The 13,685-nt window shown below is 38.3% G+C and carries 10 protein-coding genes; 5 read left to right on the forward strand and 5 right to left on the reverse strand.

What is annotated here, in order from left to right:
* Window positions 1-15: 15 nt before the first annotated feature.
* Both AC1MPL_RS10190 and AC1MPL_RS10195 read left to right on the forward strand, forming a co-directional pair.
* On the forward strand, window positions 16-1,263 hold the full coding sequence (locus AC1MPL_RS10190; protein ID WP_479766218.1) for a L,D-transpeptidase family protein: 1,248 nt from the start codon (window positions 16-18) through the stop codon (window positions 1,261-1,263).
* A gap of 77 nt (window positions 1,264-1,340) precedes the next feature.
* On the forward strand, window positions 1,341-2,126 hold the full coding sequence (locus AC1MPL_RS10195; RefSeq protein WP_479765803.1) for a 5'-nucleotidase, lipoprotein e(P4) family: 786 nt from the start codon (window positions 1,341-1,343) through the stop codon (window positions 2,124-2,126).
* Window positions 2,127-2,169: 43 nt separating this feature from the next.
* On the opposite strand, the gene sohB is transcribed toward AC1MPL_RS10195, so the two are convergent.
* From sohB to AC1MPL_RS10220, 5 genes are all read right to left on the reverse strand, one after another.
* Window positions 2,170-3,123, reverse strand: a complete 954-nt coding sequence (gene sohB / locus AC1MPL_RS10200) for a protease SohB (RefSeq protein ID WP_479765804.1) — start codon at window positions 3,121-3,123, stop codon at window positions 2,170-2,172.
* A gap of 117 nt (window positions 3,124-3,240) precedes the next feature.
* Window positions 3,241-3,840: a glutathione S-transferase family protein gene (locus AC1MPL_RS10205; protein ID WP_479765805.1), complete on the reverse strand. Its 600-nt coding sequence runs from the start codon at window positions 3,838-3,840 to the stop codon at window positions 3,241-3,243.
* A gap of 72 nt (window positions 3,841-3,912) precedes the next feature.
* On the reverse strand, window positions 3,913-7,746 hold the full coding sequence (purL, locus tag AC1MPL_RS10210; RefSeq protein ID WP_479765806.1) for a phosphoribosylformylglycinamidine synthase: 3,834 nt from the start codon (window positions 7,744-7,746) through the stop codon (window positions 3,913-3,915).
* Between the two features lie 242 nt (window positions 7,747-7,988).
* On the reverse strand, window positions 7,989-9,461 hold the full coding sequence (gene proP, locus AC1MPL_RS10215) for a glycine betaine/L-proline transporter ProP (RefSeq protein WP_479765807.1): 1,473 nt from the start codon (window positions 9,459-9,461) through the stop codon (window positions 7,989-7,991).
* A 156-nt stretch (window positions 9,462-9,617) separates the two neighbouring features.
* Window positions 9,618-10,319: a VIT1/CCC1 transporter family protein gene (locus AC1MPL_RS10220; RefSeq protein ID WP_479765808.1), complete on the reverse strand. Its 702-nt coding sequence runs from the start codon at window positions 10,317-10,319 to the stop codon at window positions 9,618-9,620.
* A 193-nt stretch (window positions 10,320-10,512) separates the two neighbouring features.
* Between AC1MPL_RS10220 and AC1MPL_RS10225 the strand changes: the two genes are divergently transcribed.
* Genes AC1MPL_RS10225 through ruvB form a run of 3 tightly spaced genes read left to right on the forward strand, consistent with a single transcriptional unit; the run spans window position 10,513 to window position 13,481 of the window.
* Window positions 10,513-11,850, forward strand: coding sequence for a deoxyguanosinetriphosphate triphosphohydrolase (locus AC1MPL_RS10225; RefSeq protein WP_479765809.1), 1,338 nt, complete (start codon window positions 10,513-10,515; stop codon window positions 11,848-11,850).
* A gap of 8 nt (window positions 11,851-11,858) precedes the next feature.
* Complete coding sequence (ruvA, locus tag AC1MPL_RS10230) at window positions 11,859-12,467, forward strand: Holliday junction branch migration protein RuvA (RefSeq protein WP_479765811.1); 609 nt, start codon at window positions 11,859-11,861, stop codon at window positions 12,465-12,467.
* 3 nt (window positions 12,468-12,470) lie between these two features.
* A complete protein-coding gene (ruvB, locus tag AC1MPL_RS10235) occupies window positions 12,471-13,481 on the forward strand; it encodes a Holliday junction branch migration DNA helicase RuvB (RefSeq protein ID WP_479765812.1) in 1,011 nt (336 codons plus the stop codon).
* Window positions 13,482-13,685: the final 204 nt, after the last annotated feature.

Genomic DNA, 13,685 nt, shown 5'->3' on the forward strand with positions numbered 1-13,685 from the left:
TCTAAGGTTTACTACATGTTTGTTCGCTCATTACTCGCTGTGAGTTTAAGCTACTTGATGATCAATACTGCTTTTGCCGCTTCTGATGTGGCGCAATCAGCAGCAGGAACATCTGAACAAGTTGCTTCAACGCCTACAGCAACAGATCCAATAGATCCATTATCTTTAGATAATAAAAGTGCATCTGAGATTATGGCTGGTGCTGCAGATACTTCTTCATCTGATGTTGTAAGTGCTTCTGAAGCTCAAATTACTACACAAGAACAAAACAATCTAAATGATGTCGCAAAGACTGTAAAAAATATTGATAATACACCTGAAAAATCAACAACTAAATCGGCAACTAAGTTCGCTAAAACAGCGTGGACTTTAGATAACCTAAATAATGTTGAGTGGTATAGTCATATTGGAAAAGGTCAATTCCCTATCTATGCGCGCGCGCAAGTGATGCTTAATAACGCACATGCTTCACCGGGCGCAATTGATGGCTCTAGTGGTAAAAACACCCTAAAAGCAATTGCTTCTTTTCAGCAAATGCATGGTATTCAACCAACTGGTGTATTAGATGAAGATACATGGAATGCATTGCTTGCCTCTCAAGGGGACAAACCAGCATATATAGAATACACTATTTCAGAAGATGACTTGAAAGGACCATATGCGAAAGAAATTCCACATGATTACGCACTACAAGCAAAAATGAAAGGCTTATACTATACCAGTGTACCTGAAATGCTTGGTGAAAAATTCCATATGGATGAAGGTTTCTTAAAGCAACTCAATCCAAAAGCGAATTTTAATCAGCTCGGACAAAAAATTATTGTTACGAGCGTTCGCAATAACTTGCCTGAAAATATTCATTTAATTGTTGCCCATAAAGGTGCAAAACAACTATATCTTTTTAACTCACAAAATCAAATGGTTGGATCATTCCCTGCCACTATTGGTAGCTCTGATACACCATCTCCAACAGGTAGTTATAAAGTTGTAGGTGTAACTCCAAATCCTTGGTATAGCTACTCACCAAGTAACTATATTCAAGGTAATAACTTAAAACCACTTTCTTTACCACCTGGCCCTAATACACCAGTCGGCAATATTTGGATTGGCTTAAGTAAAAAATCATTTGGTATACATGGCACACCTAACCCATCCTTAATATCTAAAACAGCTTCACATGGTTGTATTCGTCTTACCAACTGGGATGCAAATGATCTTGGCAGAAAAGTAAAATCAGGTACAATTGTCAAATTCTTGGAATAATTATAGATTATTCTTAAATAAGCTCAGAGTTTTCTGGGCTTATTTTTTATATAAAAACCTGAACTCTGGAGATTTAAGTGTCTATTCGACTTAAAGCAACCAAAACAATTTTACCTTTATTATTGACTGCATTTTTCGGTACAGCAGTACATGCAGCAGAAACACCTAATGTAAGCAACAATAAATGTGCAGAAATGCAACAATACATTATGGGGCTAAAATACCAACAGCAATCTGCTGAGATTCATGCATTACAACTTCAAAGCTATGAGCTTGCAACCCTACGTATTCAACAATATTTACAACAGCATCCAAATGCAAAAAATATTGCAGTTGTAACTGACTTAGATGAAACAGTCCTCGACAATAGTGCTTTACTTGTACGAGATACAGAACAGTGTCATGACTGGAGAACATGGGATACTTGGAATGATTGGGAAATAAATGGTCACCCGACACTTATTCCAGGTAGCCTTGCTTTCTTCAATTTTTTAAATGAGCGTGGTATTAAAATTTTCTATGTTTCTGATCGTACACAAGAACATAAAGCATCGACAGTTGCGACGTTAAAAGAATTAAAGCTACCGCAAGTAAGCATGGATAATGTCTTACTTTATGACTCACCAAAACAACAGCGTCGCGAGAAAATTGCTAAAGACTATAATATTATTATGCTTCTTGGCGATAGTTTACCTGACTTCTCAAGTGACTTTACAAGCAAACAAAGTAAAGTTGAGCGCGAACAAGGTGTTCTCAAGAACCAACACCATTTTGGACATGACTGGATTGTTTTACCAAACTCTAGTTATGGTGCTTGGAGTAAAGATACTCTAAAAGCATGGGAAGAACCACTCAAGAAATAATATTGTTTTTAAATAAAAAGCCAGCAACTGCTGGCTTTTTTTATTATGCTTTCGGGTCTTTAAACTGCACCAATGACTGACTGGCTTTTGTTGCATATTGCGTCAGCTTATCTAGTACTGTTGGTACGACATGATCTGCGATTTGGGCTGCTTGTAGACCTAACTTCTCACCTACTGTTGGTTTACGGCGTGTGCTAATCAAATACACATCATTTTCATGAATTAAGTCTAAAATGACTTGATCTGAAGTATGTAATTGATCTGCTAAATTTAATTCTACAGCATCTTCACCATACCAATGCTCACCTGTGGCAACTTGCTCTACATTCAATTGAGGTCTGTACTTTTCAACAAAATGTTTAAATAACTGATGCGTCTGCTGTAGTTCTTCTTCAAACTTTGCTTTACCTTCATCTGTATTTTCACCAAACATCGTAACCGTACGCTTGTACTGGCCTGCTGTATACAACTCAAAGTCAACATTATGCTCTTTTAGAAGACGGTTAAAGTTTGGTACTTGTGCAACAACACCAATAGATCCTAGAATCGCAAACGGCGCAGCAATCACTTGATTGGCAATACATGCCATCATATAGCCACCACTTGCAGCAACTTTATCAACACAGATCGTTACATAGAAGCCTGCATCTCTTAAGCGAACAATTTGTGCTGCTGCAAGACCATACCCATGTACCATACCACCTGGGCTTTCTAGACGAATGACCACTTTATCTTTGCTTGCATCCGCTGCAGCAATAATCAGTGTCACTTCTTCACGTAAATTTGCGACAGCAGAAGCCTGGACATCACCTTTAAAGTCAATAACATAGACTTTATCTTTAGACTTTTTACGTGCTTTGGTTGCTTTAATTAAACTGCCTATTGAAAACTTTGTACTACTTCCTTGTGAAGCAAGTTTTTTCTTTTGCTCATTTAAACGTGCATTTAAATGCGTTATATGAATTTCTGCTGGTAATTTAGGCAGTTGGAATAACATACATTCCCCGAATAATTTTATGAATATATTCCATAATATGAGGGCTTTATAAAGAAAATCAATATCTGTCTCTTTTAATGTACGCAACTACTACACTTTGAGCCAATGATAAATAGACTACTGCTTTATTCTTGGCATAGGTGAAATACCTTGTATTTCTTCAATCTGTTTAATCCAACGCTTTACATGTTCATATTCATCTAAAGAAACTCCACCCTCATCTGCGACGGTAATGTAAGGATAACAAGCCAAATCGGCAATTGTGATTTTATCGAGTGCAAGCCAAGTATACTTTTTCAAATGACTATTCATAAAGGTTAAAATTTTATATGCACGAGCCTGTGCTTCTTCTAAGTTTGCATCACCATTAAACAGCTTAGTTCTTCTTGCTAATGCTGGACCAAATGCAATTTCCCCCGATGCAATAAATAACCATCTATGAATTTCTGCTTGTCCTATTATATTCTTTGAGTACCACATACAGGCAAGATCATACTTTTGTACGAGATATAGTAAGATTGTATTGCTATCACTTAAAACGACTTCATTATCAATGAGTACAGGAATTTGCCCAAGTGGGTTAATCTTCAAAAATTCTGTCGTTATTCTTACTTCATGGGGTGCATCTATTTTTTCGTAATCAAGCTCCAATAAATTTAAGAGCTGCTCTACACGATGTCCATGCCCTGAAAGCGCAGTGGTATATAGTTTTATCATATTGTTTTACTTTATTATAGACATAAAAAAAGCATACCCTAAGGCATGCTTTTTGCAAGGTATTTTAAAAAATTAACCAATAAATTTACGTGCATTACGGAACATACGTAACCAAGCACCATCTTTATCCCACGATTCAGGCGACCAAGAGTGCTGTAAGGCACGGAAGTTACGCTCTGGATGAGGCATCATAATCGTTGCACGACCATCTGTAGATGTTACACCACCAATTGCTTCAGGCGAACCATTTGGATTCATTGGATAGTGCTGCGTTGGCTGACCATGGCTATCTACGTAACGTAAAATAACTTGATCATTCGCATTTAAATTCGCAATGCTTTGCTCAGGCGCAACTACTCGACCTTCACCATGTGCAACAGCAATTGGTAAAATAGAACCTTCCATACCTTGTAATAATACAGACTTAGATTTTTCTATTTTCACGTTAATACTACGTGCTTCAAATACTTCACTGGTATTGCGATGAAAACGAGGCCATGCTTCTGCACCCGGAATAAGCGGTGCAAGTTGCGATAACATCTGACAACCATTACAAATACCTAAGCTAAAGGTTTCATTACGGTTAAAGAAACGTTCAAACTGGTCACGCAGTTTTTCATTAAATAAAACTGACTTCGCCCAGCCACCACCTGCACCAAGCACATCACCATATGAGAACCCGCCACATGCAACTAGACCTTCAAAGTCTTCTAAGCTAATTCTGCCTGCAAGCAGATCACTCATATGCACATCAACAGTATTAAAGCCAACTTTATCAAAAGCTGCTGCCATTTCGATATGACCGTTCACACCTTGCTCACGTAAAATCGCCATATTTGGACGACGTAAGTTCAAAAAGGGTGCTTCAACTTCTTCATTTAAATCGAACGTTGGTTCTGCAATTAAGCCCTTATGTGCTTGATCTGCAATTAAGGCATATTCCTGATCAGCTGTTTCTGCATTATCACGTAAGCGTTGGATCTGATGAGATACTTCAGACCATGCTTGCTGTAACTCTGTACGGCTCAATTTAAGACCATTTACAGTCAATGCATCAGATGTATTCACTTGACCTACAACTTCAATTGCATCTCTTAATGGAGATTCAGCAATTTCAGCCTCTAAAGCTTTCCAATCAGACGTTTTTAATTGAATGACTGCACCAATTTCTTCAGAGAATAAGCTATCTACAGACAGTGCTTCTAAGTTTACACCTAGACGTGCTGTAAACATCATTTCGCTTACCGTTGCAAGTAAACCACCATCACCAATGTCATGATAAGCTTGAATGAGTCCACGTGTATTCCAGTCTTGGATTAAAGCAAAGAATGCTTTTAGATCCTCAAAACTGTCTACATCTGGCGCAGTTGTGCCAATTGCTTTATGAACTTGCGCAAGAATCGAACCACCCATACGGTGCTGACCTTTAGAAAGATCAATACGTACAAGTACAGTATCCTCAATTGCTTTAAGCTCAGGTGTTAATGTTTTACGTACATCATTTACAGGTGCAAATGCAGTAATTACCAATGACATTGGCGATGTTACAGACTTGTCTTCACCTTCATCCTGCCATGTCGTACGCATAGACAATGAGTCTTTACCTACAGGAATCGCAATACCTAACGCAGGGCAAATTTCCATACCAATGGTTTTTACTGCTTCAAATAAGGCTTGATCTTCACCTTCTTGACCTGCAGCAGCCATCCAATTCGCAGATAATTTAATATCTGCTAACTGCTCAATATCTGCCGATGCAATATTGGTAATTGCTTCTGCAACTGCCAAACGTGCAGATGCAGCAGGATTTAACAATGCGACAGGTGGACGCTCACCCATTGCCATCGCCTCACCTGTATAACCTTCTAAGCTGGTTGTTGTTACCGCAGCATCTGCTACAGGCACCTGCCAACGACCAACAAGCTGATCTCTTGCAACCATACCTGTAATAGAACGGTCACCAATCGTAATTAGGAACGATTTTGAAGCAACCGTTGGATTTTTTAATACACGGAAAATTGCATCTTTAAGATCAATTTTTGCAGTATCAAAAGTATTACCAATACGTTCAGTCGTTTTGTAACTACGTTGCATACGCGGTGTACCACCAAGCATCACTTGCATTGGCATATCTACCGCATTATTTTCAAATAATGGATCTTCTACAGTTAAATGACGTGCTTCAGTGGCTTCACCCAACACCGCAAATGGACAGCGTTCACGCTCACAAATTGCTTCAAATTCAGCTAAAGAACTTGGACGGATCGCCAAAACATAACGTTCTTGCGCTTCATTTGACCATATCTCCATTGGAGACATACCCGGTTCTAAAGATGGAATTTTACGTAAGTTTAATACAGCACCTAACTCATGATCATTCACAAGCTCAGGCATTGCATTTGAAATTCCACCCGCACCTACATCGTGTACAGAAACAATTGGGTTCTCATTCTCTAAACGCCAACACGTATCAATAACTTCTTGGCAACGGCGTTCCATTTCTGGGTTTTCACGCTGTACAGAAGCAAAGTCTAAGCTTTCACCCATTGTACCGCTATCTACAGATGATGCAGCACCACCACCTAAACCAATTAGCATCGCAGGGCCACCCAGCACAATGAGTAAATCACCCGGTTGAATTGGATCTTTTTCAACATGATCTGGACGGATATTACCGTAACCACCTGCAATCATAATTGGCTTATGAAAACCTTTCACATCGCCATTTACATTTTGTTCAAATGTCCGGAAATAACCGTTTAGGTTTGGACGACCAAACTCATTATTGAATGCAGCACCACCAAGTGGGCCATCAATCATAATTTGTAATGGTGATGCCATACGAGATGGTTTGCCATACTGCTCTTCCCATGGCTGTTCAAAACCAGGAATATTTAAGTTAGATACAGTAAAGCCTGTTAAACCTGCTTTTGGTTTACCACCACGACCTGTTGCACCTTCATCACGGATTTCACCGCCTGAACCTGTTGCAGCACCTGCAAATGGAGAAATTGCAGTTGGGTGATTATGTGTTTCCACCTTCATTAAAATATGAGCGGCTTGACTCTTATATTTATAGACATGATGACCATTTTCATCCGGTTTTGGATAAAAACGCATTGTGTCATAGCCTACAATTACAGATGCATTATCTTTATATGCAGACAACACATCATTTGGAGATTCTTTATACGTATTTTTAATCATTTTGAACAATGACAATGGTTGTTTTTCACCATCAATTGTCCATTCTGCATTAAAGATTTTATGACGACAATGCTCTGAGTTTGCTTGAGCAAACATCATTAGTTCGATGTCATTTGGATTGCGTTGTAACTGAGTGAATGCTTCCACTAAATAGTCAATTTCTTCTTCAGAAAGTGCAAAACCAAACTCTTGGTTTGCCTGAACAAGTGCAGACTTTCCTTGACCAAGTACATCAATCGTATTTAATGGTTTTGGCGAAGTTTCACTAAATAGTACCTGCGCATCATTTACCTGATTAAATACATTTTCAGTCATACGGTCATGTAAAATTGCTTTTACCGCATCACTTACAGTATTTACACCTTTTAGCGTATACAAAATACCGCGTTCAACACGATGAACAGGCGTATTACAGTTTTTAAAAATATCGACTGCTTTAGAAGACCAAGGTGAAATTGTACCCACACGTGGTGTTACTAAAATTTGTACTTCATCACTTGCAGCTTGGTGAAGTTCAAAACTTGAACCATCATTTAATAACTGTTGAGCTGCTTGTAATTCTTGTTCGTTGAGCGCTTGATCAAACAGATAAACCCACTGGCTTTCGATTGATTGAACAGAACTAAGAGACGATAAACGTGATAATAGTTGAGTTTTTTTGAAAGTAGAATGTGCTACCGCACCGGCCACGATAAACATGTTGATTTTGGCTCCACGGGTAAGTCTTAACACCTTACCGCAATGTGACTTTGAGAAGAGCGTCTATAATACTGCTTATTCGTCTATTGAGCTAGTTCAAACCAACATAATCGAAAAGATATATGAAAATTTATTAAAATTAATAAAGATAACTCTAATATTCAGCCAAATAAAAACCGATCTCACCTATTTTTAAATGAGATCGGAATGAGATCGGTCAAAATATTTATTTAAAAAATATACTATTTTAGTTCAGGATGCTGACTCACCAACCTTTCACGCTTTTGACTCAGTTGATCCATCTTTTCATCAATTTTTTGCACTTTTTCTTCAATATTTTCATGAAACACATCTAATAACTCTTGTGCTTCTTGATGATCTTCTGCAATTGGTGCTGTACCATAAAGTGGCTTATTTGCAGTTTCTTTAAAATAAAATGCTGTTATTAAACCAACAAAACCAAAAACAATAAGATAATAAGCAGGAATCATCAAATTGCCTGTACATTCTACAAGATATGCTGTTACTGTCGGTGTTAAGCCTGCAAATACAATGGAAATATTAAATGCGGCAGCAAGTGCAGAATAACGAATATCTGTCGGAAACAATGCTGGAATTGTCGCAGCCATAATACCCAATAGCATGTTTACCGAAAGTGCTAAAATAAATAGCCCTACAAACATTAAAGACTCAACACCAGATGTCATAAGCATGAATGCTGGATATGATAAAAATATAAGTGAGAAACTACCTGCAAAAATGAATGGGCGACGACCAATTTTATCACTCAACCAACCGATCAATAGTTGTAAAAATAGCATGCCGGACATAACACCTATTGTTACCATTTCCCCACGATCACTTGGGTAATGCAAGTTATGCGTAAAGTAACTTGGTAAATACGTCAGTAGCATGTAATAAACAACATCTGTACTTACAACAATACCCACACATACCCAAAGACTGCGCTTGTGTGTGGTGAGCACTTCCCTAAAAGGAATTTTCTTTTCTGCATTTTCAGTCGCTTTTTTATATGCAGGCGTTTCCTCCAATGTATTACGCAAATACATTCCAACCAGACCCAGTGGTAAAGACAATACAAATGGGATGCGCCATCCCCAATCTGCAAAGCTATGCTCACCTACGATTAAACTAATAAGTGATACTGTACCAGCACCAATTAAGAAGCCTGCAATTGATCCAAAGTCTAACCAGCTGGCCATAAAACCACGCTTACGGTCTGAAGAATACTCTGCAACAAAAATTGCTGCACCTGCATATTCCCCACCAACAGATACACCCTGTGCAATTTTTACAATAAGCAATAAAATTGGTGCCCAGATACCAATACTTTCATAGCTTGGGATAAGACCAATACCACAAGTACTTAACGTCATAATCATAATCGTAATTGCAAGAATATGTTTACGACCATATTTATCACCTAAGAATCCAAAGATGATACCGCCTATAGGACGAAATAGAAAAGGAATAGAAAATGCTGCAAGCGTTGCAATAATTTGAACCCCATCAGATGCATTAGGAAAAAAAACTTTTCCTAATACATATGCGACATAGCCGTATACACCGAAGTCAAACCATTCAATGGTATTACCTAAAGCAGCGGCTGTAATTGCTTTTTTTGTTTTGGCACTTTCGACAATATTAATATCGTCGAGTCCCACTTCATTACTTTTATCAGTTGCTGTTTGCATTAAACACCCTGTATTGAATTAGAAAGATAACTCTTACATCGCTCAAATCACTTGTGATAAGCATTAAGCTAATTATGTGGGCACAAACTCTAACACAAAAATACAACAAACCCTAAATTAACAAAAAAATTATAATAGAAATCAATTAATTAAAATCTACAAAGAAACATTAAATAAAGAACCAATCCAAAAAGTAAATGTCATAGCAACAACTCCCCATAACATGACACGAATTGCTCCTTTAATCATATTACTTCCACCTGCATAACTTGAAACAACACCCAGCACACCCAAAGAAATAATACCAACGATAATAATTCCATATTCAAAGTGATCTCTTGGTAACAATAAGATCGCTAACAATGGACATAACCCACCCAAAGAAAAAGAAATTGCAGATGAAAAAGCTGCCAAAAATGGCTGTGCTGCTGTTTCTTCATTAATACCTATTTCATCTCTTGCATGGGCAGCAAGCGCATTGTGCTCTGTAAGCTGTTTAGCAACCTCAAAAGCCAATTCTTTATCTAAACCACGATGAATATAAATTTTAGTTAATTCCAACAACTCTAAATCAGGGGATAAATGCAAACTTTTAGCCTCCATTCTCAAATCTGCATCTTCGATATCTTGCTGAGATTTCACAGAAATAAATTCACCTGCTGCCATAGAAACAGCACCTGAAATAACGCCCGCAATACATGTAATTAAAAGTGTGTGTACTGATGCTCCACTTGCAGAAATACCAACAACTAAACTTGTTACTGAAATAATTCCATCATTTGCACCAAGTACCGCAGCACGTAACCATCCCGAACGCTCTGTATAATGATTTTCTTCATGATGAGAATGACGAGACATCTTTTTTCTCTACTTATAATAATAAATTGTATATTTTATTGTAGCGTGATTTTTGAATGATCTAAATGCAAATAGATCAGGCAAAAATTACCATTTAATCACAAATGAAACGACAACCTTTGACGTGTGTAACTAGAGAATCGATCCTTTTTTTGGCATGATGGATGAAACTCAACAATTGATTCTATGACGAATGAAAGAAATGCGCTGGTTAGAACTACTTTCAGCGACCCGTTTAGGAAGTAAAAAAAATCAAAACGAACTTGGTCGAAGCCCATTCCATAAAGATTATGACCGAATTATATTTTCGCAAAGCTTTAGACAACTAAACCGTAAAACACAAGTTCACCCACTCACACAAAATGATGGTGTACATACTCGACTAACACACTCTTTAGAAGTTTCATGCGTTGGTCGCTCTTTAGGAATGCTTGCTGCCGAAAAAATCAAAGATGATCTTCCTTCTTGGATTTCATCTGCTGATCTGGGTGCAATTATTCAAGCGGCTTGTTTAGCACATGATATTGGAAATCCTCCATTTGGCCATGCAGGTGAATATGCAATTCGAGAATGGTTTGATGCGGCAGCGCAAAATAATTTTCTTGATGCACTATCTCCCGAAGAATCTGCCGATGTAAGACAGTTTGAAGGCAATGCGCAAGGCTTACGCCTACTCACTCGTGTAGACCATCACCCCGAAGACGGTGGCATGCGCCTAACTGCTGCAACACTTGGTGCTTATCTTAAATATCCTTGGCTCTCAAAACCTATTCAAGAAAATGAATCTGCACAAAATCGTGCTAAGTTTGGTTGTTATCAAAGTGAGAAAAACATTCTTGGCGAAATTGCAAATCGCTTAGGGCTTATTGAAATTGCTGAATATCATTATTGTCGCCATCCGCTTACTTACCTGTTAGAAGCAGCCGATGACATTTGTTATGCACTGATTGATCTTGAAGATGCGATTAGCTTAAATATTTTAACTTATGAAGAAGTTGAACCTATTTTTATAAAACTGATTGCCGACTATGGCATTCCAAATGAATTGTCTTTACCTTGGACAACATGGCAACAGAAAATTGCTGCATTACGTGGTCGTGCAATGAAACGACTTGTAGAAGAAGTAACAAATGCTTTCTCACGCCATCAAACAACAATTCTTATGGGGCAATTGCAAGGAACATTACTACAATACTGCCCAACAGATATCTCAGCAGGTATTGAGGAAGCCAAAGACCTTGCAAGACAAAAGATTTTCGGTCATCGCCAAAAAATTGATTTAGAAGTCATTGCTCACATGAGCTTACAGCACATTTTAGATGCATTTATGCCACTCACCCTGCCAAATAAATCGACAAGTTATAAAGACCGTAAGTTTATGCTTATGCTAGAACAATCTGGTGTTCATTTTGGGGACAATCACTACCAAAATATTATGCAAGTTCTCGACATTATTGGTAAATTCTCCGATCATCAAGCATATCATCTTGCACAAATACTACAGGGTCACCGCCCTGCATTTACTTCATAGGAAAATAAATGATTGGTTGCCTTATTGGTGAAGTCCTCGCATTAGAGGCTCCTACCGTGATTTTAAATGTAAATGGCATCGGTTATGAAATAGATACACCTCTTTCTACCTTCTGCCAACTACAAAAAGGTCAAAAAGTTACCTTATGGACACATCTTGCAGTTAGAGAAGATGCTCAACTTCTGTATGGCTTTTTAGATTTACGCGAAAAAACTTTCTTTAGAACACTACTTAAAGTGAATGGTGTTGGCCCTAAAATGGCTCTTGGTATACTTTCTACCCTTAGTGCAGATTTACTTATTCAAACCATTGAAAATGATGATATTAACACGCTCGTTAAAGTACCAGGTGTGGGTAAAAAAACAGCCGAGCGTTTACTTATCGAGTTAAGAGATCGTATAAAATCTTTACAACAAGATACACCTCATCAGTCAAATAATACCACTATGCCTTTACAACAATCTGTCAACTCAGCAGTTGCCGAAGCCGAGGCTGCTCTACTGTCTTTAGGTTATAAACCTCAAGAAGCTAAAAAAGTGGTTGCAAGCGTCAAAGATCAACATACAGAAGTTGCAGATATTATTCGTGCTGCACTTAAATCAATGATGAAATCCTAAGTTATGCAAGACAGACTCATTAACGGACATGAAAAACCTGAAGATCAAATTGACCGTGCCATTCGACCTGCAACATTAAGCGACTATATTGGTCAGCCCATTGTACGTGAGCAAATGGAAATTTTTATTGGTGCTGCACGCGGTCGTGGTGAAGCACTAGACCATACGCTTATTTTTGGCCCTCCCGGTTTGGGAAAAACAACCCTTGCCAATATTATTGCACGTGAAATGGGTGGAAGTCTAAAATCTACCTCTGGGCCTGTCTTAGAACGTGCGGGTGATCTTGCTGCTTTACTCACAAACCTAGAGGAAGGCGATGTTTTATTTATTGATGAAATTCACCGCCTATCACCAGTCATTGAAGAGATTCTTTATCCTGCAATGGAAGACTACCAATTAGATATTATGATTGGTGAAGGGCCTGCTGCTCGCTCTATTAAGCTTGACTTGCCTCCATTTACTCTCGTTGCTGCAACAACACGTGCAGGGCTACTTACCTCACCATTGCGTGATCGTTTCGGTATTGTTCAACGCCTAGAGTTTTACTCAGTTGAAGACCTTACATATATTGTTGAGCGCTCCTCTCGGTTAATGGATGTTGGTATTACAAGTAGTGGTGCACAAGAAATCGCACGTCGTTCTCGTGGTACACCTCGTATTGCAAACCGTTTACTACGCCGAGTACGCGACTATGCTCAAGTTAAGGGGACAGGAGAAATTACTCAAGACATGGCTCAACGTGCATTAGACATGTTAAATGTAGATAAATCAGGATTAGATACGTTAGATCGCCGTTATTTAACTATGCTTTTAGAACGTTTTAATGGTGGCCCTGCAGGTGTTGAAGCACTTGCAGCCGCTATGGCCGAAGACAGCGGTACATTAGAAGATGTTATTGAACCCTATCTTATACAGCAAGGTTATGTAATGCGTACCGCTCGTGGACGAATTGCTACAACACAATCTTATTTGCAATTTGGTCTTACGCCTCCTGAAGACCCTAAAGCATCCTAAATTTCAAGCAATACCGTTATGACTATTGTTCATAGCGGTTGAAACTTTTCATACAATTAAATCAGCTTACTACCGCCGTTCTTCAAATAAATAGCTATTATTTTGGGTCAATTGAAATTTCAAATGATTGTGTATGTGTAAATCTTAGGTTATTTAATTTTCCGTTATTACATAACTCAAAAAAGTAGCTATTACCTCTCAACC

The sequence above is a fragment of the Acinetobacter sp. N1-1 genome (assembly GCF_056711485.1).

Excerpts from the sequence above, each read along its gene's own strand:
- proP (WP_479765807.1), bottom strand. The coding sequence starts at position 9,461 with ATGCAAACAGCAACTGATAAAAGTAATGAAGTGGGACTCGACGATATT.
- ruvA (WP_479765811.1), top strand. The coding sequence starts at position 11,859 with ATGATTGGTTGCCTTATTGGTGAAGTCCTCGCATTAGAGGCTCCTACC.
- AC1MPL_RS10225 (WP_479765809.1), top strand. The coding sequence starts at position 10,513 with ATGAAAGAAATGCGCTGGTTAGAACTACTTTCAGCGACCCGTTTAGGA.
- AC1MPL_RS10220 (WP_479765808.1), bottom strand. The coding sequence starts at position 10,319 with ATGTCTCGTCATTCTCATCATGAAGAAAATCATTATACAGAGCGTTCG.
- purL (WP_479765806.1), bottom strand. The coding sequence starts at position 7,746 with ATGTTTATCGTGGCCGGTGCGGTAGCACATTCTACTTTCAAAAAAACT.
- AC1MPL_RS10190 (WP_479766218.1), top strand. The coding sequence starts at position 16 with ATGTTTGTTCGCTCATTACTCGCTGTGAGTTTAAGCTACTTGATGATC.
- AC1MPL_RS10205 (WP_479765805.1), bottom strand. The coding sequence starts at position 3,840 with ATGATAAAACTATATACCACTGCGCTTTCAGGGCATGGACATCGTGTA.
- ruvB (WP_479765812.1), top strand. The coding sequence starts at position 12,471 with ATGCAAGACAGACTCATTAACGGACATGAAAAACCTGAAGATCAAATT.
- sohB (WP_479765804.1), bottom strand. The coding sequence starts at position 3,123 with ATGTTATTCCAACTGCCTAAATTACCAGCAGAAATTCATATAACGCAT.